Annotated in this window: 16 protein-coding genes; 10 read left to right on the plus strand and 6 right to left on the minus strand. The window is 72.2% G+C overall.

Features of this window, described 5'->3' with window-relative positions; all coding sequences use genetic code 11:
• Nucleotides 1-16 precede the first annotated feature (16 nt).
• From IEZ11_RS39935 to IEZ11_RS39945, 3 genes are all read right to left on the minus strand, one after another.
• A complete protein-coding gene (locus tag IEZ11_RS39935) occupies nucleotides 17-1,513 on the minus strand; it encodes a DUF5719 family protein (protein ID WP_189267943.1) in 1,497 nt (498 codons plus the stop codon).
• The gene (locus IEZ11_RS39940; RefSeq protein WP_189267944.1) at nucleotides 1,510-5,223 is read right to left on the minus strand and encodes a glycosyltransferase; all 3,714 of its coding nucleotides are present in this window, start codon (nucleotides 5,221-5,223) and stop codon (nucleotides 1,510-1,512) included. The genes IEZ11_RS39935 and IEZ11_RS39940 overlap by 4 nt, the downstream gene beginning before the upstream one ends.
• A gap of 182 nt (nucleotides 5,224-5,405) precedes the next feature.
• On the minus strand, nucleotides 5,406-5,669 hold the full coding sequence (locus IEZ11_RS39945) for a WhiB family transcriptional regulator (protein ID WP_003975777.1): 264 nt from the start codon (nucleotides 5,667-5,669) through the stop codon (nucleotides 5,406-5,408).
• Nucleotides 5,670-6,292: 623 nt separating this feature from the next.
• Here IEZ11_RS39945 and IEZ11_RS39950 point away from each other — a divergent pair.
• The 4 genes from IEZ11_RS39950 to IEZ11_RS39965 all read left to right on the plus strand — a co-directional run bounded on the left by IEZ11_RS39950 (nucleotide 6,293) and on the right by IEZ11_RS39965 (nucleotide 10,331).
• The gene (locus IEZ11_RS39950) at nucleotides 6,293-6,790 is read left to right on the plus strand and encodes a cysteine dioxygenase (protein WP_189267945.1); all 498 of its coding nucleotides are present in this window, start codon (nucleotides 6,293-6,295) and stop codon (nucleotides 6,788-6,790) included.
• 55 nt (nucleotides 6,791-6,845) lie between these two features.
• On the plus strand, nucleotides 6,846-7,805 hold the full coding sequence (gene cofD / locus IEZ11_RS39955; RefSeq protein WP_189267946.1) for a 2-phospho-L-lactate transferase: 960 nt from the start codon (nucleotides 6,846-6,848) through the stop codon (nucleotides 7,803-7,805).
• Entirely contained in the window at nucleotides 7,802-9,205 is a 1,404-nt protein-coding gene (locus IEZ11_RS39960; RefSeq protein WP_189267947.1) for a coenzyme F420-0:L-glutamate ligase, read from the plus strand. Before cofD ends, IEZ11_RS39960 begins: the two co-directional genes overlap by 4 nt.
• A gap of 115 nt (nucleotides 9,206-9,320) precedes the next feature.
• Complete coding sequence (locus tag IEZ11_RS39965; RefSeq protein ID WP_189267948.1) at nucleotides 9,321-10,331, plus strand: DNA-3-methyladenine glycosylase family protein; 1,011 nt, start codon at nucleotides 9,321-9,323, stop codon at nucleotides 10,329-10,331.
• A 205-nt stretch (nucleotides 10,332-10,536) separates the two neighbouring features.
• Here IEZ11_RS39965 and manB read toward each other — a convergent pair whose 3' ends face one another.
• Both manB and IEZ11_RS39975 read right to left on the minus strand, forming a co-directional pair.
• Nucleotides 10,537-11,619, minus strand: a complete 1,083-nt coding sequence (gene manB, locus IEZ11_RS39970; RefSeq protein WP_189267949.1) for a mannose-1-phosphate guanylyltransferase — start codon at nucleotides 11,617-11,619, stop codon at nucleotides 10,537-10,539.
• Nucleotides 11,620-11,780: 161 nt separating this feature from the next.
• The gene (locus IEZ11_RS39975) at nucleotides 11,781-13,523 is read right to left on the minus strand and encodes a peptidoglycan recognition protein family protein (protein WP_189267950.1); all 1,743 of its coding nucleotides are present in this window, start codon (nucleotides 13,521-13,523) and stop codon (nucleotides 11,781-11,783) included.
• Between the two features lie 129 nt (nucleotides 13,524-13,652).
• Between IEZ11_RS39975 and IEZ11_RS39980 the strand changes: the two genes are divergently transcribed.
• The 5 genes from IEZ11_RS39980 (at nucleotide 13,653) to IEZ11_RS40000 (ending at nucleotide 21,420) form a co-directional block, all read left to right on the plus strand.
• Nucleotides 13,653-14,414, plus strand: a complete 762-nt coding sequence (locus IEZ11_RS39980; RefSeq protein ID WP_189267951.1) for a TIGR03089 family protein — start codon at nucleotides 13,653-13,655, stop codon at nucleotides 14,412-14,414.
• Nucleotides 14,415-14,639: 225 nt separating this feature from the next.
• Nucleotides 14,640-15,779 (plus strand): LCP family protein, encoded by a 1,140-nt coding sequence (locus IEZ11_RS39985; RefSeq protein WP_189267952.1) that lies wholly within the window; start codon nucleotides 14,640-14,642, stop codon nucleotides 15,777-15,779.
• A gap of 242 nt (nucleotides 15,780-16,021) precedes the next feature.
• Nucleotides 16,022-17,740, plus strand: coding sequence for an LCP family protein (locus IEZ11_RS39990; RefSeq protein WP_189267953.1), 1,719 nt, complete (start codon nucleotides 16,022-16,024; stop codon nucleotides 17,738-17,740).
• A gap of 182 nt (nucleotides 17,741-17,922) precedes the next feature.
• Complete coding sequence (locus IEZ11_RS39995) at nucleotides 17,923-19,662, plus strand: LCP family protein (RefSeq protein WP_229713653.1); 1,740 nt, start codon at nucleotides 17,923-17,925, stop codon at nucleotides 19,660-19,662.
• A gap of 186 nt (nucleotides 19,663-19,848) precedes the next feature.
• Nucleotides 19,849-21,420, plus strand: coding sequence for an LCP family protein (locus IEZ11_RS40000; protein WP_189268054.1), 1,572 nt, complete (start codon nucleotides 19,849-19,851; stop codon nucleotides 21,418-21,420).
• 19 nt (nucleotides 21,421-21,439) lie between these two features.
• On the opposite strand, the gene IEZ11_RS40005 is transcribed toward IEZ11_RS40000, so the two are convergent.
• Nucleotides 21,440-22,489 (minus strand): glycosyltransferase family 2 protein, encoded by a 1,050-nt coding sequence (locus tag IEZ11_RS40005; RefSeq protein WP_189267954.1) that lies wholly within the window; start codon nucleotides 22,487-22,489, stop codon nucleotides 21,440-21,442.
• 126 nt (nucleotides 22,490-22,615) lie between these two features.
• Between IEZ11_RS40005 and IEZ11_RS40010 the strand changes: the two genes are divergently transcribed.
• Nucleotides 22,616-24,166: an LCP family protein gene (locus IEZ11_RS40010; RefSeq protein WP_189267955.1), complete on the plus strand. Its 1,551-nt coding sequence runs from the start codon at nucleotides 22,616-22,618 to the stop codon at nucleotides 24,164-24,166.
• Nucleotides 24,167-24,261 lie beyond the last annotated feature (95 nt).

Here is a 24,261-nt window from a genome sequence, read left to right on the forward strand (position 1 = left end):
ACCCCGCGCCACCCGCCTACTTCTGCAGCACCGACACGTCCTGGTCCGTCTCCGGTACGGCCACCGTGCCGCGGTCGTCCGGAAGGGTCTGGATCGTGAAGCCCGGGACGCCCTCCTCGGTGGCCGCCAGGGTGCGGGCGCCGTAGACCGGGCCGCCGGAGACCGTCTCCACGGTCAGGGCGTAGGTGCCCTTGAGACCGGACGGGACCGGGGCGTCGACGTTCTGGGTGGTGCCGGACTTGATCGTGAACGTCTTGGACACCGCCGTGCCGCCGCCGCTGCCCGCCGACGCCGTGACCTTGACCTGGGCGGTCCCGGTCGGCGCGGTCAGGGAGAGGGTGGTGCCCTTGCCGCTGTTGTCCGCGGACGTCGCGCGCGTGCCGACCGGCGCGGTCGCCGGGATGTACGCGGTCTCCTGGTTGCCGGCCTTGCCGCGGGTGACGCGCAGCGCGGCCACCACCGGGACGGACTGGTCGGTGGGGGTGAGGATCAGCGAGCCCGCCTCGCCGCGCGTGACGTCGCCGAGGTCGGTCGCGGTGGTCATGCCCGACTTCACGTGCAGCGTCTCGTTGCCGGCCGGGGTGATCGTGCCGTCCGGGGAGGCGAGGCGCACCTTCAGGTCCGCGTCGCTGTCGCCGGTGGTGAAGGCGATCAGCCGGACGTCGGTGGCGTCCTTGGGGATGCCGGGCAGCACCAGGCTGCCGGCCGGGTCGGCGGAGGCGGCCAGCCAGTCGCCGCCCGACTTGTCGTCCAGGGCCTGCACGCTCGCGCCGACCCGGCCGCTGCGCACGCTCACGTGCACGGTCAGGTCGGTCTGCCGCTCGTCGGTGAGCGTGGACAGCAGGACCGGCTCACTGGCGTGCGGCTGGACCGTGATGCCCTCCCCCACGGGTGACTTGAGCTGGCCGTCCTTGCCGTACAGCTCGATGTCGACGACGGCGGCGCTGTCGTCGGGGTTGGTGAGGTGCACGTAGTCGGTGCGGCTCGCGGCGGTGCTGGCGCCGGGGAACCAGAAGTCGGTGTCGGCCGCGGTGCAGCTGACCCCCTGGAGGCCGCGCCCGGTGCCCGCGGCGACCTCGGTGGTCTCCTGGAGCGTCCAGCCGGGGGCGTACTTGCCCTCGGCGGTGCCGACGTAGGCGGGCCCGTCGGCACCGGAGGTGTCCCCGGTGGCCGGGGTGCCGGGCGTCTTGGGGGTGAGGACGGGCTTGGCGGCCTTCTTCTTGCCGCCTGCGCTGCCCGTCCCGTCCGCCGACTGCTCGGCGGCGGCCTGGAGTTCTGCCTTGCCGTCGCTCGTGGTGCCCTGGGTGACGGGCGTGAACGACGTGTACGAGGTGTCGGCGATGTCGGACAGGCTGGGTGCCGGGCACAGCAGCGTGGTGCGCTCCACGGGCAGCTGGGCGGCCGCCTCGGCGGTGTGCGCGGGGGCGGTGGCCGGCGGGTCGAGCGCGGCGAACCCGGTGACCGCCGCGAGGGCCGCGGTACCGGCGAGCAGGGACAGGGTGGTGCGGTTCACTGCTGGCTCCCGTCGTGGTGCTCGCCGCCGGTGCCCTGCTGGTGCTGGGCGGCCGGGTCATAGGCGGGGTCGTAGCCCTGCTGGTACGTCGGGTCGTACCCGGCCTGTCCCTGCTGCCCGCCGTAGGCGTACGGGTCGTACTGGCCGCTCTGGTACGGGTCGTACGTCTGCTGCTGCTGGTCGTAGCCGCCGGTCTGGTACGGGCCGGGGCCGGCGTCCTGGTACTGGTCGGCGTAGCCGGTGTCGTAGCCGTCGGCCGCCGGGTAGGAGGCGGGGTCCCACTCGTCGTACGACGGCTGGTGCGGGACCGCGGCCGGGGGATCCTCCTGCGAGGCCTGCGGAGCCTGTGGAGCCGCCGACGGGAAGTCGGTGCCCTCCGGAGTCTCCAGGTGCTCCGGGTGCTCCTCGTACTGCTGAGCCTCCTGGGACTCCTCCTCGGCCTCCGCCTGGGCGCGCAGGCGGCGGGCGCGGCGGCCCTCGCCCTCGACGGCCTGGGCGGGGATCGGCTGCTCCTCGGGCAGGTCGTCGTCGACGTCGCGGCGGCGGCCGGGCAGGGCGAGGACGACCAGGACGACGGCGAGCGCGCCCTGCGCCCACAGCCAGGCGCTGTGGGTGAACGGCGTGTCGTAGGTGACGTCCAGCTTCCCGCCGGAGGAGGGGAGCCGGAAGCCCTGGGCCCAGCCGTCGACGGTGGTTCGGGTGAGCGGCTTGCCGTCCAGGGTGGCCGTCCACTCCGGGGACGCCGAGTCGGCCAGGCGCAGGACGCGGCCCTCGCCGCCGGTCGGGATGGTGGTGTGGATGTCGACGGGGCCGGAGGGCACCGAGCCGGGCGTGCCGGAGCCGTCCGCCGCCACGATGGTCGCCCGGGAGACCTGCTGGTCGACGCGCCACAGGGCGCTGCCGTTCTGCTGGCTGAGCCGGGACAGGCCGGGGGTGGCGTCGAGCACGCGCGTGATGTCGCGCGGCGTGCCCTTGTGGACGAGGACGTAGCGCACCGCGAACCCGCCGAGCTGGTCGGCCTGGTCGGCGCCGGAGCCGGCGACCAGGTTGGCGACGACCTTGTCGAGCGTGGCGTTCTCGCCGTCGGCGGCGGCCACCTCGGCGTCTCCCATCCGGGCGCCGGAGCCGCGCACCAGCATGTAGGACACGCGCGCGGTGCTGTCGCTGTCGAGGACGAGGGTGCGCACCTGGTCGGTGGTGGTGCTGTCCTCGGCGACGAAGGCGGGCACCTGGGAGGGGTCGCGCCGTTCGACCGGGCCGTCGGCGCCCGCGAGCATCCAGCCGGCGGCGAGCAGCAGCGGGCCGGCGGCGGCGGCGAAGGCGATCAGGGCGGCCACCGGCTGGCGCCAGCCGAAGCTCTGCTCGGCGACACGGGAGCGTGCCCCGTCGGCGCCGAGGGCGGCCGCGGACAGGATCGCGATGCCGTAGACGAGGGTCGCGGGTCCGGCCCAGGTGGACTTGTTGGACAGGACCGCGAAGACCAGGCCGATCAGGGCGACCGCCCAGGCGGTGCGGATCGCCGACTGGCGCTCGGAGCGCAGCAGGGCGGCGAGCGCGGCCAGGACGACGCCGATGAGCATCAGCCCGTCGACCGTGCCGGGGCCACCCGGGCTGGCACCGAGCAGGTCGAGGGCGGAGGCGGCCGAGGAGCCGTACTCCAGCCCGGCCTCCTTGAAGAAGCCGAACGGCAGCAGGGTCAGCGACCAGGGGGCGAGGATCAGCAGCGGGGTGCCGAGCTGGACCAGCAGCCGCAGGCCGGAGGCGACCAGGTCGGAGCGGCGCACGGCGAGCACGGCGAGGCCGAGGACCAGGGCGATCGGCCAGATGATCGGTGTGAACGCGGTGGTGATGGTCAGCAGCAGTGCGTACGCCCAGGTGGCGCGCCAGCTGCCGCGCGCTCCGGAGGGGTCCGCGAGGCCGCCGGCCGCGATGCCCGCGCGGGCGATCAGCGGCAGCAGGATCGCGAGGACGGCGGTGCCGATGCGGCCGCCGGCGAGGGCGCCGGTGGCGGCGGGCAGGAAGGCGTAGGCGATGGCCGCCCAGGCGCGCAGCAGGCGGGAGGTGACCAGCGGGCGGGAGGCGAAGTAGGCGGTGCATCCGGCCAGCGGCACCGAGGCGACCAGCAGCACGGTGACCGCGAGCCCGGTCGAGCCGAACAGCAGGGAGGCCAGCGCGGCGACGATCGCGAGGTACGGCGGTGCGGCCGGGGTGCCGCCGGCGCCGACCGCGTGCCAGGCGTCCAGGTAGCGCGACCACAGCTCGCTCGCGGTGCCCGGGGCGGGCAGCAGGGCGCCGCCCGCGAGCGCGCCGGAGCCGAGCAGGGCGCGGCAGGCGGCCAGCGAGATCAGCAGCAGCACCAGGAAGAGCACCGGGCCCGGTTTGCGGGCGATCCGCTTGAGGCGGGCGAACTGCTCGATCTCCAGGAAGTCGGCGTCGTCGCCGCCGGGCCCGGACTCGACCGCGCCGCCGTGCCGGCCGGCCGCGGAGATCTCGTCGTCGCCGCCGAAGAAGTTGCCCGCGGCCTGTTCGACGGTGGCCCGGACGGTGGCGCCGGGCGGCGGGAACAGCGGGCGCAGCTCGCCCTTGTCGAGCTGGGAGCGGCCGCGCCTGCGCCGCCCGGCGATGATCCGCTCGGGCCGCAGCAGGGTGCCCAGCAGACCGCGGATCTCGTCGAGGGCCTGCCCCGGGACCTTGCCGACGAGGTAGGCGAGCGTGCGCAGCAGGGTGCCGAGGACCAGGCGCAGCAGGATCCAGGGCAGCGCTGCCGTACGGGCGTTGACCAGCAGGGTGTAGACGGCGCCGGCCTTGTCGACCTTGTGCGGGGAGGCGGTGGTGCGGCCGGCGCAGTCGACGGCGCGGCGCTCGCGGGAGGCGGCCTCGGCGTGCCGTACGACGGCCTCGGGGGCGACCAGGACGCGGTGTCCGGCGTTGTGCGCGCGCCAGCACAGGTCGACGTCGTCGCGCATCAGGGGCAGCCGGCGGTCGAAGCCGCCGAGTTCCTCGAAGACATCGCGGCGGATCAGCATGCCGGCGGTGGAGACGGAGAGCACGGGCCGCACGTGGTCGTGCTGGCCCTGGTCCTGCTCACGGCGGTCCAGGCCGGTCCAGCGGCGCCCGGAATCGGCGATGGTGACGCCGACCTCCAGCAGTTGCCGGCGGTCGTACCAGCCGCGCAGCTTGGGGCCGACGACCGCCACGTCGTCGCGGCCCAGCTCCAGCTCGTTGTCGACGACCCGCAGCAGCTGGGCGAGGGCGTCGGGTTCCGGGGCGCAGTCGTCGTGCAGCAGCCACAGCCACTGGACCGGCTCGCCGTACGGCAGCTCGGGCATGTCGTAGGCGTCGTCGCGCCACTGGCGGGTGACCGGGTCCCAGCCGCTGGGCCGCTTCAGGTACGGCAGCTCGTCCGGGGTGAGGAGGGGCGCGGTGCGGCTCGCCTCCTCGACGGCCTGGCCGAAGCCGGTGCGGCGGGCCAGGTGCAGGACGTTGGCGTCGCCGAGGGACTCGGTGAGCAGTTGGGCGGACTCGTCCGCGCTGCCGGTGTCGGCCGCCACCGCGTACTGGACGGGGCGCTCCTGGCCGAGCAGCCCGGCGAGCGCGGTGGGCAGCCAGCGGGCACCGTCGTGGGAGACGAGGACCGCGGTCACCACATGACGCGGAAACTCTGGTGTGGCAGCCGTCTCTTGGGCTGCCATGTGGCTGTGCACGGACATCGAGGTACGGGCCCCGGTTCGATGGACTGCGGTGGACTCCTGCGCCCGCTGGTGGCGGCGAGACGTCTCGGACGAGCGACCACACTATCGGCTGGGCATGTCGACGGCCCGCCGCCTGTGGATAACCCACCGGCGACGGGCCGTTCGCGCAGCTCAGATCTGTACGTACCGGGTACGTCCGGTCAGACGGCGGCCTTCTTGAGGCGGCGGCGTTCCCGCTCGGAGAGTCCGCCCCAGATACCGAACCGTTCGTCGTTGGCGAGGGCGTACTCGAGGCACTCGGAGCGCACCTCGCAGGCGAGGCAGACCTTCTTGGCCTCCCTGGTGGAGCCGCCCTTCTCGGGGAAGAAGGACTCGGGATCGGTCTGGGCGCACAGCGCGCGCTCCTGCCAGCCGAGTTCCTCGTCCGCGTCGTCGACCAGCAGTTGCTGCACCAGCTCGGTCATGTGCGCCCCTCGTCTGTCTTCCACGTCCCCGTGCCCGGCCGTTACCGATTTCGGCTGAACGACACGAGTGAAATTACAAGTGTGCTGCTCCGGGCGAGTCAAGCCGAGATCTGCTATTGGGCCCGTTATTCACTCTGCGGAACCAAGGCCGTGCGGAAAGTGTTCAAATCGCCATAAACCTTGACATGCAGACGAGGCCCCGCGCGGGCCTCCGACCCCATACAGAGCTTGTACGGAGAAAGACGCCCAGATGTTCGATCGCGTTCCGAAGTGGCTCACGCGCCCGGTTGTGCGCCATGTGTCCCGGGTGCTCTCTGCACAAACCTTTCGGCAGCGAGATGAACCGGATGAGGTGAACCGTGTCCCACATACCGGGCGTCGAGTTGACACGGGAAGTGTGAACCGATGTCCTTGTGGGCATGCTCGCGAACTTGGCACTCACCTCGACCCGCACCGCCGGGTCCCACGGTGCTGCCCGTGCTCGCTGTAGCTGTTGTTGTTCCAGCTGTTGAGCCGTAGCCGTATCCGACCGCTCCCGCTCCAGCTGCAGACCGAGTCCCCCGGGCTCGGTTTTCGCTTTTCGTTCCCCGCTGACCTTCTTCACTGAGGAACCACGCACCCCCATGAACAGCGACAACGACCTCCAGATCGCCGGCGACATCCTCGAGGTCCAGCACCTGCTGCAGCCCCGGCGCGAGCACCCGGTGACCGTGGCCGAGTTCGTCGGCCTGGCCCGCGCGATCGCCGCCGACCGCGCGCAGTGGGAGCACCTCGTCGAGTACGACGCGACCAGCCGCTGGTACCACCGGCTGCGCACCGGCCCCGGCTACGAGGTCTGGCTGCTGTCCTGGGTGCCCGGACAGGGCAGCGGGCTGCACGACCACGGCCGCTCCTCCGGCGTGCTGACCGTCCTGGAGGGCACGCTCGCCGAACGCACCGAGCGCGGCACGCGCGCGTTGAGCGCCGGTGCACAACGGGTGTTCGCGCCGGGGTACGTGCACGAGGTGGTGAACGACGCGCTGGAGCCGGCGGTGAGCCTGCACGTCTACTACCCGGGCCTGACCGAGATGCCGATGCACACCACGCAGAGCTGCGCGGCAGCGCGTCCCGTCACCGCGTGACCCGTCGCACGGGACGCGTGGCCGCGTTGTCGGACCCGCCTGCAAGACTTGGCGCATGCGCATTGTGGTTCTGGCAGGCGGCATCGGCGGTGCCCGGTTCCTGCGCGGTCTGAAGCAGGCCGTGCCGGACGCCGACGTGACCGTCATCGGCAACACCGGGGACGACATCCACCTGTTCGGGCTGAAGGTCTGCCCGGACCTCGACACGGTGATGTACACACTCGGTGGCGGTATCGACGAGGAGCAGGGCTGGGGGCGGGCCGACGAGACCTTCCGTCTCAAGGAGGAGCTCGCCGCCTACGGGGTGGGGCCGGACTGGTTCGGGCTCGGTGACCGGGACTTCGCGACGCACGTCGTGCGCACGCAGATGCTGGGCGCCGGCTACCCGCTGAGCGCGGTGACCGAGGCGCTGTGCGACCGCTGGAAGCCGGGCGTCAGGCTGATCCCGATGACCGACGACCGGGTCGAGACCCATGTGGCCGTCGAGACCGACGGCGAGCGCAGGGTGGTGCACTTCCAGGAGTACTGGGTGCGGCTGCGGGCGGGCGTCCCCGCCGAGGCGGTGGTCCCCGTCGGCGCCGAGCAGTCCAAGCCGGCGCCCGGCGTCCTGGAGGCCATCGCCGAGGCGGACGTGATCCTCTTCCCGCCGTCCAACCCGGTGGTCTCCGTCGGCACGATCCTCGCGGTGCCCGGCATCCGGGAGGCGATCGCGAACGCCGGGGTGCCGGTGGTGGGCCTCTCCCCCATCGTCGGGGACGCGCCGGTGCGCGGGATGGCGGACAAGGTGCTCGCGGCGGTGGGCGTGGAGTCGACGGCGGCGGCGGTCGCCGAGCACTACGGCTCCGGGCTGCTGGACGGCTGGCTGGTCGACTCCGTGGACGCGGGCAGCGTCGCGCGCGTGGAGGCGGCCGGCATCCGCTGCCGGGCGGTGCCCCTGATGATGACCGACCCGGACACGGCGGCGCAGATGGCCCGGGAGGCGCTGGCGCTGGCCGAGGAGGTGCGCGGGGCATGACCGGCACGACGAACACGACGGACACGACCGGCACGACGGCCACGACGGCCACGACCGAGGCGACTGCCACGACGGGCACAACGGGCACGGCCGACGCGGTGCCCGCGTACCGGGTGTGGGCGCTGCCCGGGATCCCCGAGGTCCAGCAGGGCGACGACCTGGCGAAGCTGATCGCCGCGGCCGAGCCGGGGCTGGCCGACGGGGACGTGGTGATCGTCACCTCCAAGATCGTCTCCAAGGCCGAGGGGCGGATCGTCGAGGCGGCCGACCGGGAGGCCGCGATCGACGCCGAGACCGTACGGGTGGTGGCCCGGCGCGGGACCCTGCGGATCGTGGAGAACCGGCAGGGGCTGGTGATGGCGGCCGCCGGGGTGGACGCGTCCAACACCCCGTCCGGGACGGTGCTGTTGCTGCCCGAGGATCCCGACGCCTCGGCCCGTGCCGTCCGCGCGGGCCTCAGGGACACGCTGGGCGTCAACGTCGGGGTGATCGTCACGGACACCTTCGGGCGACCCTGGCGCGCGGGGCTCACGGACGTCACCATCGGCGCCGCCGGCGTGATGGTTCTCGACGATCTGCGCGGGGGCGTGGACGCGCACGGCAATCCGCTGGTCGCGACGGTGGTCGCCACCGCCGACGAACTGGCCGCCGCCGGCGACCTGGTAAAGGGCAAGGCGACGGGGATGCCGGTCGCCGTGGTGCGAGGCCTCGCGCATGTCGTGGCGGACGCCGACGACGACGGGGACGCCGCACGGGCCCTGGTCCGGGACGCGGCCAGCGACCTGTTCCGGCTCGGCACCTCCGAGGCGGTCCGGGAGGCGGTGACGCTGCGGCGGACGGTACGGGCCTTCACGGACGACCCCGTCGACCCCGGGGCGGTACGGCGGGCGGTCGCCGCGGCCGTGACCGCGCCGGCGCCGCACCACACGACGCCGTGGCGGTTCGTGCTGCTGGAGTCCGAGGAGGCGCGCGTCCGGCTGCTGGACGCGATGCGGGACGCGTGGCTCGCCGACCTGCGCGGGGACGGGAAGTCGGAGGAGTCCGTCGCGAAGCGGGTGCGGCGGGGGGATGTGCTGCGGAACGCGCCGTACCTGGTCGTGCCCTGTCTGGTGACGGACGGGGCGCACACGTACGGGGATCCGCGGCGCGATGCCGCGGAGCGCGAGATGTTCGTGGTCGCGGCGGGGGCCGGGGTGCAGAACTTCCTGGTCGCGCTGGCCGGGGAGCAGCTGGGGTCGGCGTGGGTCTCGTCGACGATGTTCTGCCGAGACGTGGTGCGGGATGCGCTCGCGCTTCCCGCCGAGTGGGACCCGATGGGGGCGGTCGCGGTGGGGAAGGCCGCGGAGGAGCCGAAGGAGCGGGCGCCGAGGGATGTCGGGGACTTCATCGAGGTGCGGTGAGTTCTTGACGCCCTCGGTTCGGGGTCCGCTGGTTCGTGGGCGAGTGCAGGTTGTGGGGGTTGATCGCGCAGTTCCCCGCGCCCCTGACGGGGCGCTGACGCCTAGGATTCCTTGGATGGCTGGTCGGTTTGCTCCGAAGTCCACGCGTGCGACCGTGCGGGGTGGGCAGGTTGTCGTGCCTGCCGGGATGCCTCGGCAGGCTGCCGCGCCCGGGCGGGTCCGGCTGTGGAAGCCCGACGGGGCTCTTGATCTGGGACTCGTGCTCGGGCCGCTGCGGCGTGGACCCGGGGATCCCACGTTCCGGGCCGGCCGGGACGGGTCCGTGTGGCGGGCCAGTCTGACACCCGCCGGACCCGGGACCCTGCGGGTCGCCGTGTACGGCGGTGAGGTGCGCGGGGAGGCCTGGGGCCCGGGGGCCGAGTGGCTGCTCGGGCAGTTGCCGGAGCTGCTCGGTGCGGCCGACGACCCGTCCGCGTTCGTGCCCAGACACCGGGTCGTGGCGGCGGCCCGGCACCGGCGGCCGGGGTTGCGGCTGACACGGACCGGGCTGGTGCTGGAGTCGTTGATCCCGTCGGTGCTGGAGCAGAAGGTCACCACCGACGAGGCCTACCGGGCCTGGCGGTCGCTGGTGCGGAGGTTCGGGGAGCGGGCGCCGGGCCCCGCGGGGGTGGGTGAGCGGCCGATGTGGGTGATGCCGGCACCGCGTACCTGGGCGCTGATCCCGTCGTGGGAGTGGCACAAGGCCGGGGTCGACGACAAGCGGGCCTCGACGATCCTGCGGGCCGTACGGGTCGCCGCGCGGCTCGAACAGGCCGTGGGGATGGCGGCGGAGGCTGCGCAGACCCGGCTGGAGGTGGTGCCGGGGGTGGGGCCGTGGACGTCGGCGGAGACAGTGCAGCGCAGTCATGGGGCGGCGGACGCGGTGACGGTCGGGGACCTGCATCTGCCGGGGATCGTGGGGTGGGCGCTGGCCGGGGACCGGGACGCCGACGACGAGGCGATGCTGCGGCTGCTCGAACCCTATGCGGGGCAGCGGCATCGGGCGGCTCGGTTGATCCTGCTGAGTGGGCAGACGCCTGCGAGGCGGGCACCGCGGATGCCGCGAGGGGATATAGGCCGGTTGTGATGTGCGGGGGGTGAGGGCCGGGCGGGGGCGGGGGTGAGGGCCGAGGGGTGGGGACGCTTACCGGCGCTTGCCGGCGCTTGCCGGGTGCCGCTGCGCCCACCCGTGGTGCCCTGCGGCACGCCTGCCCGCAGCTGTGCAGGACACGCGGGGAACTGCGCGATCAGCTCCCACGCGCCCGCCGCCCGAAGCGACTACCGCACCACCCCTACTGGTCCGACGAGAACCGCACCGCTCCCGCCGGGATCCTCGCGTCGCACCACACCCTCGCGCCGTCCCGCAGTTCGTTGTCGGCGCCGATGACCGCGCCGTCGCCGATCACCGTGCCCGTGAGGACCGAGCGTTCGCCGACGCGGGCCCGGTTGCCGATCAGGGAGTCGGTGATGACGGCGCCGGGTTCGATCACGGCACCCGGCAGGATCGTCGAGCCGAAGACCCGTGCGCCCTCCGCCACGAACGCGCCCTCGCCCACCACCGTGCCACCCGTCAGCTTCGCGTCCGCCGCGACCCGGGCCGTGGGCAGCACGAGGCGGTCGCCGCAGCGGCCCGGGACCGCGGGGGAAGGGGCGCGGCCCAGCACGAGGTCGGCGGAGCCGCGCACGAAGGCCGCGGGCGTGCCCAGGTCCAGCCAGTACGTGGAGTCGACCATGCCCTGGAGGTGGGCGCCGGCCGCGAGCAGTTCCGGGAAGGTCTCGCGCTCCACGGACACCGGGCGGCCCGCCGGGATCGTGTCGATGACCGAGCGGCGGAAGACGTACGCCCCCGCGTTGATCTGGTCGGTGACGATCTCCTCGGGGGTCTGGGGCTTCTCCAGGAAGGCCAGCACCCTGCCCGTCCCGTCGGTGGGGACGAGGCCGTACGCACGGGGGTCCGTCACCTGCGTGAGGTGCAGGGAGACGTCCGCCGAGGTCGACTCGTGCGTGGCCACCAGGGCACCGATGTCCAGCCCGGTCAGGATGTCGCCGTTGAAGACCAGGACCGGGTCGTCGGGGCCGGAGTGCAGCCGGGCGGCCACGTTGCGGATCGCGCCGCCGGTGCCGAGGGGTTCCTCCTCGGTGACGTACTCGATGTGCAAGCCGAGTGCCGCGCCGTCGCCGAAGTACGGCTCGAAGACCTCCGCCAGGTAACTCGTCGCGAGGACGATGTGCTCCACGCCCGCCGCTCTGGCTCTGGCCAGCTGGTGTGTCAGGAACGGCACGCCGGCCGCCGGGACCATCGGCTTGGGCGTGTGGACCGTGAGCGGGCGCAGCCGGGTGCCTTTGCCGCCGACCAGGAGGATCGCTTCTGTCACCTGTCGTCTCTGCTTCCTGCCGGGACCGGCCGAACTCTCTGTCGGCCGGCCAGTGTATGCAGACCGTGCGACGGCGCCCTCGACAGCCGCGTGGTGCCACGCGGCATGGGTGTGCGGTTTCCCCCGACTGCCCCCGACGGCGCTGAACGCGGCCCCCGTTCTCAGCGCCCTTGCAGGTGCGCGGAGCTGGTCCGGGCCGAGCCGAGCTTGGCGTAGAGCTTGGCGCCTGGGCATTCGGTGGCGTACCCGTCCCGGTGGCCGGAGATCACGTTCAGTCGTACGTTCTTCCCCTTTGGGTAGAGATTGCCACCCCCGGACTTCAGATATGTCTTTCCCCTGGGATTGGCGCCGAAGAGCCCGAGCTTCCATGCGGTGAGCTTGGCGACGGCGGTCACGGCGGCCGCGGACGGCTTGCGCGAGCCGTATGTGCCGATCACCGCGATGCCCATGCTGTGGTTGTTGAACCCGAGGGTGTGGGCGCCTCTGACGGCCTTCGCCACGCCCCCGGCACGGCCCTCGTAGATGGTTCCGCACTTGTCCACGAGGAAGTTGTAGCCGATGTCCCGCCAGCCCATGCTCACGACGTGGTAGCGGTAGATACTGCGGATGACGGACGGGGCCTCGGAGCAGCGGTAACCGTTGCCGGAGGCGGTGTGGTGGACGAAGGCCGCCTTGATCTTCCCCGTGTAGACGAACCCCTTCTCGCGCAGCGCCTCGTCGGCGCCCCAGCCGTGGCGGGTGACGATCCTCGGGCGCGGCCCGATGTACGGCTTCCCGAGCGGGGCGGCGGCGCCGGCGGCGGTCAGCTCGCGCAGTTCGCGTTCGGTGTCCTCCCGGCTCAGTGCGGGGATCTCGGTGGCGCCGAAGGACACGAGGCCGGCGTTGACCGCGGCCGCGGGGTCGGCCGCGACGTCGGTACGGGGGTCGTTGGCCGGCGGGCCCTGGGACGGCGACTCGTCGCCGGGGTCGACGAGTTCGAGGCGCAGGCCTGCCGGGAGCAGGTCGCGTCCGATGCCGACACCGCCACTGCCGCGGGAGCCGGGGGCGTCGGCTGCCCCGGGGGCGTCGGCGGCCCCGGCCCCGGACTCGGTCCCGACCTCGGACTCGGCTTCGGGCTCGACCCCGACCCCGGCACCGGTCTCGGACGCGGGTTCCGCTTCGGCCGCAGGTTCTGCTTCAGGCTCGACCCCGACACCGACACCGGCACCGGCACCGGCACCGGCACCGGCACCGGCCTCAGACTCGGGTTGGGCTTGGGCTTGGGACTCGGGTTCGGCTTCGGGCTCGACCCCGGTCCCGGCCTCGGCCTCGGACGCGGGTTCTGCTTCAGGCTCGAACCCGATCCCGGCCCCGGCCTCGGGTTCGGGTTCGGGTTCGGGTTCGGGTTCCGCTCCCGGCTCGGTTCCGGGTTCGGGTTCGGCGCGTACGCGTACCTCGGCTCCGTCCGAGTCGCCCACCCACAGGGGGGCGGTGGCGCCGTGCACCCGGCCGGAGGCGGCCTCCGCCGTGTCCGGGTCGGCGCCGTGGTCGGCGGTGTGCGTGTCGACGTCCTGCCAGCCCGACCAGTGGCCGGTGGCGGCGGACCGGGTGCGTACCTGGACCCGGCCGTGCAGTTCGGTTCCGGGGTTGTCCCAGACGACGCCGACGAGCGAGAAGTGCCGTCCACCGACGCTGTAGGCGCCCTGTTCGGGGGCCTGGCCGAGGACACGCTCGCGGGTGCGGGGGGTGAGGGGCAGCGACCGGGTGCTGCCGGCGAGGGCCGCCGCTGCGGTGGGGCGGCCGGTGGTCGTCGTGGCCGGGTCCGCCGGTGCGGCGGCCGCGGAGGGCGCGTTCAGCACGGCGGCCGGGAGGGTGAGGGCCGCCGCGCAGGTGACGCCGATCGAGCAAGTCAGGAATCCACGCATGCCCCCGATATTGAACACAGTCAGACAGACCTGCCCGGCGGGGAATTGACGTCCCGTCGGGTCCGGTTACGCCGAACCGGTGGCGCCTCCGGCCGGTGCGGACGCCGGGCGCGGCGTACCCTTGCGCGGGTGAACGCCACCGATCGCACCCCTGCCGACCTGCTGCGTTCCGCGCTCGCCGCGGACCCCGGACGCCCCCTGGTGACCTTCTACGACGACGCGACGGGCGAGCGCGTCGAATTGTCCGTGGCCACCTTGGCCAATTGGGTGGCCAAGACGGCGAATCTGCTGCAGGGCGACCTCGGTACGGGGCCGGGTGACCGGGTGGCCCTGCTGCTGCCCGCGCACTGGCAGACGGCGGTGTGGTTGCTGGCGTGTTCGTCGGTGGGCGCGATCGCCGACGTGGCCGGGGACCCGGCGGCGGCCGACGTCGTCGTCAGCGGGCCGGACTCGTTGGAGGCGGCCAGGGCGTGCCGGGGTGAGCGGGTCGCTCTCGCGCTGCGGCCGCTGGGCGGGCGGTTCCCGGCGGTCCCGGACGGGTTCGTGGACTACGCGGTGGAGGTGCCGAGCCAGGGGGACCGGTTCGTTGCGTTCTCGCCCGTCGATCCGGACGAGCCCGCGCTGATCGTGGCGGGGGCGGAGCTGAGCGGGGCCGAGGTCGTGGAGCGGGCGCTCGGGGATGCGGCGGGGCTGGATCTGACCGGGCCGGGGTCGCGGTTGTTGTCGGGGCTGTCGTACGACACGTGGGAGGGGTTGAGCGCGGGGTTGTACGCGCCGCTCGCGGTCGGGGGGTCGGTGGTGCTGTGCCGGCATCTGGGGGAGCTGGCGGAGGAAGGGGTCGCGAAGCGGATCGAGAGTGAGCGGGTGACTGCTTCGGCGCGGGCGCGGTGAGGGCGTTCATCGGCTGCGGGCGTGGTGAGGCCGTTCGTCGGCCGCGGGCCGGTGGGGGCCGTTCGCGCAGTTCCCCGCGCCCCCAAGAAGGCGGGACCAGACGCCCCGCGTAAGAAGGCGGGACCAGACGCCCCGTGTAAGCCGCTGTGGGCCCTTGCTCGGATCGGTCACTCGTCTGGGTCAGTTGTCACGCCCTTGCGCGTCGGGCCGAGGCACTGTTGAGGAGTGACCGACGTCGTAGGGGCATCCGCCACCGGGTACGGGCTTGCCCGGTCGCGGCGGCGGCGTTGGCTGCGGGGGGCGGCGCTCGGTGCCGGCGTGCTGCTGGTCGGGGCCGTCGGCGGCGGCTGGGCCCTCTACGCCAAGCTCAGTCACAACATCACCGCCGACGACGCGGCCGCCGACGAGCTCGCCCGGTACGAGCGGGAGCGGCCCACCGAGCTGGTGCGGGGCGCGCAGAACATCCTGCTGATCGGGTCGGACAGCCGGGCCGGGGACGGGAACCGCCGCTACGGCAAGGATTCGGGCACCCAGCGGTCCGACACCACGATCCTGCTGCATCTCGCCCGTGACCGGCGCAGTGCCACCGCCGTCTCGCTGCCCCGGGACCTGATGGTGCACGTGCCCGACTGCCTGCGCGGCGACGGGCGGCGCAGCGAGCCCTCGTTCACGCTGTTCAACTCGGCCTTCGAGGTGGGTGGTTCGGCCTGCACCGTGCGTACCGTGGAGAAGCTCACGGACATCCGCGTCGATCACTACGCCGTCGTCGACTTCAGCGGGTTCAAGGACATGGTCGACGCCATCGACGGGGTGACGGTGTGTCTGAAGAAGCCCATCGACGACAAGGCGGCGAAGCTGCGGCTGCCCGCCGGGCGGGTCACGCTCGACGGGGAGCAGGCCCTGGGGTACGTACGGGCGCGCAAGTCGATCGGGGACGGCAGCGACACCGGGCGGATGGACCGGCAGCAGCAGTTCCTGGGGGCGCTCGTCAACAAGGTGCAGAGCAGTGACGTACTGCTGAACCCGGCGAAGCTCTATCCGTTGCTGGACGCGGCGACCTCCGCCCTCACCACCGATCCCGAACTGGCCAGTCTGCGCGGTCTGTACCAGCTGGTACGCGGGTTGCGGAACGTCCCCACGGACCATGTGCAGTTCCTCACCGCCCCGCGGGAGCCGTATGTGTACGACTCCAACCGCGACCAGTTGATGGCCGGCAAGGCGGACGCGCTGTTCGCGCTGTTGCGGGCGGACGCCCCCGTGAAGGTCGCCGACTACGTCACGGGCGAGAAGGACGACCCCTCTTCCGAGAACTCCGCGGAGCCCACGTTTCGCGGTAACACCGCCGCCGAGGACAGTTGCGCGTAAAGCACGTGCCAAGGCGGCGAACTTCCGCTCCGTTCGTTGTCAGTTAAATGAGATGGATTGCCCGGTTGTAGGGACGACGAATTTGTCACTGGCGTCACTCGACGCTGAACTGGGCGGATAGTGTGAGCGCTCCGGTGCACCCGGCCGCGAGGTCCGTCCTGGGGTCGCGCACCGCGAAACGTGACCGAGCGTCTTGGTGGGGGGAAGGCGCCGCGTGGCCCCGACGGAGGATTCGGACAACCGTGGACGCGCAAGGCCGTGGGCGGGCGGACAACATCGATCCCGCAGACCAGTGGGTGCTCAATCCGAACACCGGTGAATACGAACTGCGACTGGCACCTTCCGCACCGCAGTCGTCGCCGGTACCCGGGCCGCGCAGACCGGCCTCGCCGGGTCCTGCCGCGGGCGGTGCCCGGGAGACCGTGAGCCCGGAGGTGCCGGGACAGCGCAGGCGGCGCGCCGAGCCCGAGCCGCCGCCCGGACGCCGCTCGCGGCGGCAGCCGGTGAAGAAGAAGTCGAAGGCCAAGAAGATCCTGCTGTGGACCGGCGGGACGATGGCCTTCGTGCTGGTCGCCGCCTCGGCCGCCGGCTACCTGTACATCAAGCACCTCAACGACAACATCACGTCCGTCTCCGACGACGGCGCGAGCACCGGTGGTTTCAGCAAGGACAAGGCGATCAACCTGCTGATCATCGGTACCGACAAGCGGACGGGCGCGGGCAACGAGGGCTACGGCGACACCGGCAGCGTCGGGCACGCCGACACCACGATCCTGCTGCACATCTCCAAGGACCGCTCGAACGCCACCGCGCTGAGCATTCCGCGTGACCTCATCGTCGATGTGCCCGACTGCCAGACACAGCAGTCGGACGGGAGCGAGAAGGTCATCGCGGGCACCGAGAACGTCCGCTTCAACACCAGCCTCGGCCAGGACGGCCGTACCGCCAGCTGCACCGTGCGCACGGTGACCGAGCTGACCGGGATCCAGGCCGACAACTTCATGGTGGCCGACTTCAACGCGGTCAAGACGCTGACCGACGCGGTCGGCGGGGTCGAGGTGTGTCTGGCCAAGGACATCGACGACTCGGACTCGCACCTGAAGCTGTCCAAGGGCACCCACAACATCTCCGGCGAGACCGCGCTGGCGTTCGTGCGCACCCGGCACTCGGTCGGTTTCGGCGGCGACCTGAGCCGGATCCAGCTCCAGCAGCAGTTCCTCAGCGCCCTCATGCGCAAGCTCAGCTCCAACTCGACGCTCACCAGCCCGACCAAGCTGCTGAAGCTGGCCGAGGTCGGCACCAAGGCGCTCACCGTCGACTCCCAGCTGGACAGCATCGGCAAGCTGAAGGACCTCGGTCTGGAGCTCGGCAAGCTCAACCCGAAGAACCTGACCTTCACCACCATCCCGGTGCTGGACAACCCGGCGGAGAAGGTGAAGGTGACCGTCGTGCTCAACGAGACGAAGGCCCCCGCCGTCTTCCAGGCGATCAAGGACGACGTCTCCTTCACGGCCGTCAAGAAGAAGCAGGCGCAGGCCAGCAAGGACGCGGCGGCGGCCCGTCTGGAGGGCACCAAGTCGGCGGCCTCCGCGGTGCGGGTGCGGATCCTCAACGGCGGGGCCCCGGCGGGCAGTGCCCAGGAGACCCTCAGCTGGCTCCAGAACCAGGAGGGCGTCCTGAAGTCGGAGAACGCCGGCAACGCCGACGCCGAACTCAGCAAGACCACCCTGGAGTACGCCCCCGACCAGGCCGATCAGGCGCGCAAGCTGGCCAGCCTCATGGGGCTGTCCGGCTCCGCGATGAAGCCCGGCAAGAGCGTGGTCAACTCCCAGGGCCTGCCCGCGATCACGCTGACGCTGGGCAAGGACTTCCAGGGGGCGGGAGTCTCCCTCACCACACCGACAAAGGCGCCGGACGTGGACAGCAAGACGACGGCGGACAAGGTGACGTGCGCCAAGTAGGGCGCCACCACGAAGAGTTACGCCGGACGAGCGTCAAGTAACCGCGAAAAAGCAGGTAACCCTATGGGTCCGTCGCGCGTCTAACCGGGCGCGGGGCGGACCCGTGTGGTCCGTGTGGCGTCCGACGGGGGGCGTGGCGGCGGGCCTGTGTGCGCAGGGCGCAGGGTGGGGAGGGCAGGGAGTTGACGCAGAGCGATGTGCGGGGGGAGGAGGTGCCTGCGGTCGAGGACACGATGTCCCTCGCACCGAAGGCACCCCGGGCGCCGGGCAGACCCGACGGCAGACCTCGCAGAGGCGGCCCGAAGGACGGCCCGAAGGACGGCGCGAAGGACGGCGCGAAGGACGGTGCGAAGAGCGGCTCGGGCGGTGACTCGTCCGACGGGCCGAACAGTGGTCGAAGCGGGCGGGGCGGGCGCGGACGACGGGTGCTGCGCTGGTCGGCGGCCGTGCTGTCGGTGGTGGTCCTCGGTACGGCCGGTGCCGGCTACCTCTACTACCAGCACCTGAACGGCAACATCCACAAGGGCGAGCGCGACAGCGGCGGCGACTCCAAGGCGAGGAAGACCGCGCCGAACTCGGCCGGGCAGACCCCGATGAACATCCTGCTGATCGGCTCCGACAGCCGTAACTCCGCCGAGAACGTGAAGCTCGGCGGCGCCAAGTACGACCGGGGCAGCCCGCCGCTCGGCGACGTCCAGATGCTCATCCACCTGTCCGCGGACCGCAAGAGCGCGGCGCTGGTGAGCATCCCCCGGGACACCCGCGTCGACATACCCAAGTGCACGGACCCGGACTCCGGCAAGGTGTACCCGGCGACCAACACCATCATCAACGAGTCGCTGGCCCGGGGCGGTGCCGGCTGCACGCTGGCCACTTGGGAGAACCTCACCGGTGTCTACATCGACCACTGGATGACGATCGACTTCTCCGGTGTGGTGAAGATGGCCGACGCGATCGGCGGTGTCGACGTGTGTGTCAGGCAGAACGTGTGGGACCACCCGACCCCCGCGGTGCCCGGCGGCTCCGGGCTCAAGCTGACCGCCGGCACCCACAAGGTGCAGGGCAAGCAGGCCCTGCAGTGGCTGCGCACCCGGCACGCCTGGGGCAGCGACCTGATGCGGGCCCGCGCCCAGCACATGTACCTCAACTCGATGATCCGGACGCTGAAGGGGCAGAACGTCTTCACCGACACGCCACGGCTGATGGACCTGGCCGAGGCGGCCACGGACTCGCTGGGGGTGTCCGAGGAGATCGGCACGGTCAACAAGCTGTACGGCCTGGCCATGCAGCTGAAGTCGGTGCCGACCAACCGCATCACCAGCGTCACGATGCCGAACGTCCAGGACCCGCAGAACTCCGACCACGTCGTGCCGGCCGCCACGGACGCCGACAAGATGTGGCGGATGATCCGCGACGACGTGGCGTTCGACAAGAACGGCAGCGCCGCGGAGAACAAGAAGAAGACCACGGCGAGCGCCCAGCCGGCCAAGGAGCCGTCCCTCTCCGCGGGCAGCCTCGGCGTGCTGGTGCAGAACGCCACGGGGACCGCCACCGAGGCCGCGGTCGGCGGCCGGGCCCGGGCGCTCGCCCAGGAACTGGCCGGCAAGGGCTACACCAGGGCGGCGGCGGACACCTCGGCGGCCTCGCAGTCGGTGGAGAAGACGGTCGTCCGGTACCCGAGCGCGGACCTGGAGGGCGACGCGCAGGCGGTCGCCAAGGCGCTGGGGATACCCACCGACCAGGTGCAGCAGACCACCGCCGTGTCGGGGGTCACGCTCGTCGTCGGCGCCGACTGGCGAACCGGTACGGCGTACCCGAAGCAGAGCGCGCCGAAGGCCGGGGACCTGCCGGACAACGCCGACGCCATCAACGGCTCGGACACCAAGCAGTGCATGGACGTGTACGCGCCCTATCGCTGGTAGCGGGAACACACAGGTCCGCACAGGTAGGCACAGGCAACTCCTATACGCCTGCACGACACTGCCGCCGTGCCCAGGTGCCCGGGAGTTCCGGGTGTGGTGGCGGGTGTGAGCGGGAGGGCGGGCAAGGTGGTGCGCAGCAATGTGCGGGGGGAGGTGTCCGACGTGGTGTCCGCGGTCGAGGACACCATGCCTCTCACGCTCCAGGAGGGTGACGGCGGACCGGGCGGACCCGGCACGGACGACGGCTCCGGACGCGGTACGGACGACGACCGCAGAAGACGCCGCAGACGCCGGGTCGTGCGCTGGTCGGCCTCGGTCCTGGCGCTGGCCATGGCCAGCACCGCCACCGCCGGCTACCTGTACTACGAGCACCTCAACCACAACATCAAGAAGGAGTCCCTGAACATCGGGGACTCCAAGGACCGGGCGACGAAGACCAGGGCGAACGCGGCCGGCCAGACCCCGCTGAACATCCTGCTGATCGGCTCCGACGCCCGGGACTCCGCCGAGAACGTGAAGCTGGGCGGTGCCAGGGACATCGGCACCGCCGCCCGCGCCGACGTCCAGATGCTGCTGCACGTCTCCGCCGACCGCACCAACATGTCGGTGGTGTCCATGCCCCGCGACACCCTGGTCTCCATCCCGAAGTGCACCGACGCCAAGACCGGCAAGGTGTACCCGGCCACCGCCGACACGATGACCAACGCCTCCCTGGAACGCGGCGGCCCCGGCTGCACGGTGGCCACCTGGGAGAAGCTCACCGGCATCCACATCGACCACTTCATGATGGTCGACTTCTCGGGCGTGGTGTCCATGGCCGACGCGATCGGCGGTGTGCCGGTGTGTGTGGACGCCAACATCTACTCGCACACCTCCTCGGGACACGGCTCCGGCCTGAAGCTGAAGAAGGGCACCACCTCCGTCAAGGGCAAGCAGGCCCTCCAGTGGCTGCGCACCCGCTACGGCTTCGAGGACGGCAGCGACATAGCCCGGACCAAGGCCCAGCACATGTACATGAACTCGATGGTCCGCCAGCTGCGCTCCAACGCCACCCTCAGCAACCCCGACAAGCTCCTGGGGCTCGCCGAGACGGCCACCAAGGCGGTCACGGTCGACACCGGCCTCGGCTCGGTCACCAAGCTCTACGCCCTGAGCAAGGAGCTGAAGAAGGTCCCCACCGCCCGCATCACCATGACGACGATGCCGTTCGTGTACTCCGCCGACGGCAACCGGGTGCTGCCCAAGCCCACCGACGCGGCCAAGCTGTGGCGGCTGGTGCGCGAGGACATCGCCCTGGACGGCAAGGACAAGAAGAAGACCGCGACCGCCGCGAAGGTCACCGACAAGGCGGCGGCCGACGACAGGATCGCCGTACAGGTGCAGAACGGCACGAAGAGCAGCGCGGAGTCCGCCGTCACCGGCCGGGCCGCCGCGGTCACCCAGCTGCTGGTCGGCAAGGGCTTCACCAAGGCGGCCGCCGACAGCTCGGCGCTGCTCAGTGCGGACCAGACCCTGGTGCGCTATCCGAGCGCGGACCTGGCGGGCGACGCCCAGCGGGTCGCCAAGGTCCTGGGCATCCCGGCCGCGCAGGTGAAGAAGTCCACGGCCGTCGACGGCGTCACGGTGGTCGTCGGCGCCGACTGGCGCTCGGGCACGAAGTACACCGCCGACGACGACACCACCCCGACGTCGGCGAACGCCCTCAACGCCTCGGACACCAAGGCGTGCATGCACGTCGACCCGGACTACACCTGGTAGCGGGAGCGCCGGGCGGTGCTCAGTCGGACACGGGGCTGAGCACGGCCGGGCGACGGGACGCGATGACCCGCTTCGCCAGCGACCTGGGGCTGGTCAGGAAGCCCCACCCCCACGACATGTGCATGGTGGCGAGGGCGACGGGTATCCGGAGCCGGGCACCGAGCGGCAGCCCCTTGCCGGCCGGCAGCGACCCGGCGACGATCGCCGCGAGGTAGCCGCCGGGGATCAGGAACCCGAACGGGGTGACCAGCGCCCCCGCCACGACGCCCGCGGCGATCGCGCACACCGCCACCGGCGGGGCGAGGTAGCGTAGGTTGATGGAGCCCTCGTGGTAGCGGGCGACGACGTGCCGCCAGCGGCCGTAGTCCTTGTACTGCTTGGCGAGCGCCCGCACGCTGGGCCGCGGCCGGTACGACACCTTCAGCTCCGGCGAGAACCAGATCAGCCCGCCGGCCTCCCGGATCCGGAAGTTCAGCTCCCAGTCCTGGGCGCGGATGAACTCCTCGTTGTAGCCGCCCTGTTGCTCCAGCGCCTCGCGCCGGAAGACACCGAGGTAGACGGTGTCGGCGGGGCCGGCCGCGCCGCCGGTGTGGAAGGCCGCGTTGCCGACGCCGATCTTCGAGGTCATGGCCGCGGCGACCGCGTGCTCCCAGTCGTTCTCGCCCTCGGCGTGCATGATGCCGCCGACGTTCATCGCGCCGGTCTCCTCAAGGAGCCGTACCGCGGTGGCGATGTAGTTCGGGGAGAGCATGCCGTGGCCGTCGACGCGGACCACGATCGGATGCCGGGAGGCCTTGATCGCGGCGTTCAGCGCGGCCGGGGTGCGCCCGGTCGGGTTCGGGACGGTGTGCACGCGCTTGCTTTTGAATGATGCAGTTTCCGCGACGAGCTCGGCGGCGATCTCGTCCGTGCGGTCCGTGGACGGACCGAGGGCGATGACGACCTCCAGCTCTCCGGCGTACTCCTGCGCGAGGATCGCTTGGACGGCCCCGCGCAGATGCCGCTCCTCGTCGAGGACGGGCATGATCACAGAAACTGCGGGGTGCCGCACGTCGGGCTTGGCGTTCATAGGGGGCTCACGTTACCGCGAACGGGGGACACCGGTGCGCGCCGCATGGGCGGCGCCGCGGGCTGAAGGTCGTATCGGCCTACCGTGCTCACGGATCCCACGTACGGCCTCGTCCGGAGGTGTCCTTTGTCCGCCAGCCCGCCCCGGTCCCCCGCCCGGCCCGCCCGGCCGCAGCGCCGACCGCAGCCCACCCGTCAGGCCCCGCGGCCGCCGGTACGACCCAGAAGGCCCCGGCGGCCGCGCTGGGCCATGCGGGCGGTGACCACGCTCTCGGTGGTGGTGCTGGCATCGGCCGGGATCGGGCACTCGGTGATGGCCGGCCTGGACGCGGACATCGCCCGGGTCGACCCCTTCAAGGACATGAAGAACCGTCCCGCCGCGGGCCACGGCATGAACGTGCTGCTGGTCGGCACCGACGGCCGCGACAAGATCACCGAGCGGGAGCGGCGGAAGTACCGGCTGGGCGGGGCGCCCTGCCACTGCACCGACACGATCATGATCGTGCACATCTCGGCGGACCGGGAGCGGGCGACGGTGGTCAGCCTGCCGCGCGACTCGTACGCCGAGGTCCCGGCGCACCTCGACGGGACGACCGGCCGGCCGCACGCCGCGCACCCCATCAAGCTGAACGCGGCGTACGCGGAGGGCGGCCCGCAGCTGACCGTCCGCACGGTCGAGGACATGACCCATCTGAAGATCGACCACTACCTGGAGGTCGACTTCATCACGTTCATGCGGACCGTCGACGTGCTCGGCGGGGTCCGGATCTGCACCGCCCAGCCGCTCAAGGACTCCTACACCGGCCTGAACCTCTCCGCCGGCTCGCACACACTGGGCGGCGGCCAGGCCCTGCAGTACGTCCGCTCCCGGCACGTCGACGCGGCGAGCGACCTGGGCCGGATGAAGCGGCAGCAGCGGTTCCTGGCGGCGCTGATCGAGCGGGCGACGTCGAGCGGGGTGCTGCTCAACCCGATCAGGTTCCGGGACGTGACGCGGGCGGTGCTGGGGTCGGTGCGGGCCGACACCGGCTTCGGCACGGACGAGTTGCTGGACCTCGGCCGGGCGATGCGCAACTTCTCGCCGTCCTCGTCCGAGTTCACGACCGTCCCCGTCGGACAGCTGGGGTTCGCCGTGAAGGGCATCGGCTCGACGCTGAAGTGGGACCGGGCCGGGGCGGACCGGCTGTTCCGGTCCCTGCGCGACGATAAGCCGCTCGCCACCTCGTCGGCGCACGCGCCCACGCCGACGCCCTCGCCGACGCCCACGCCCACGCATGCGTCGGAGCCGCGGGGGCCGGTGCCGGCGACGGTGGAGGTGGCACCGGGCCAGATCCGGGTCCAGGCGGAGAACGGCACGGGTACGGCGGGGCTGGCGCGGCGGATGGACGCGGCGCTGGCGGCGGCGGGCTTCGCGACGAACCACCTGCCGGTGAGCGCCGCCCGGCACGACGTGCGGCGGACGGTGGTCTCCTTCGACCCGCGCTGGGACCGCTCGGCGCGGTCACTGGCGGCGGCGCTGCCGGGCAGCGAGCTGCGGGCCGTGCCGGGGCTGGGGCCGGTGCTGCGGGTGACGGTGGGGGCGGACTTCACGGGCGCGGTGCGGCCGGTGCGGGTGGCTGCGCCGGCGACGCCGCCGGTGGAGTCTTCCGTTATCCGGGGGGATGAGAAGGTCTGCTGAGGGTCGTGGTTCGGCTGCGGGCCGGTGGGGGCTGGTCGCGCAGTTCCCCGCGCCCCTAAAAAAACAGGGGGTTGCTCGGCGCCCCTTCTTTTGGG

This window comes from Streptomyces fuscichromogenes (assembly GCF_014645815.1).
In the GTDB taxonomy this organism is placed as follows: Bacteria; Actinomycetota; Actinomycetes; order Streptomycetales; family Streptomycetaceae; genus Streptomyces; species Streptomyces fuscichromogenes.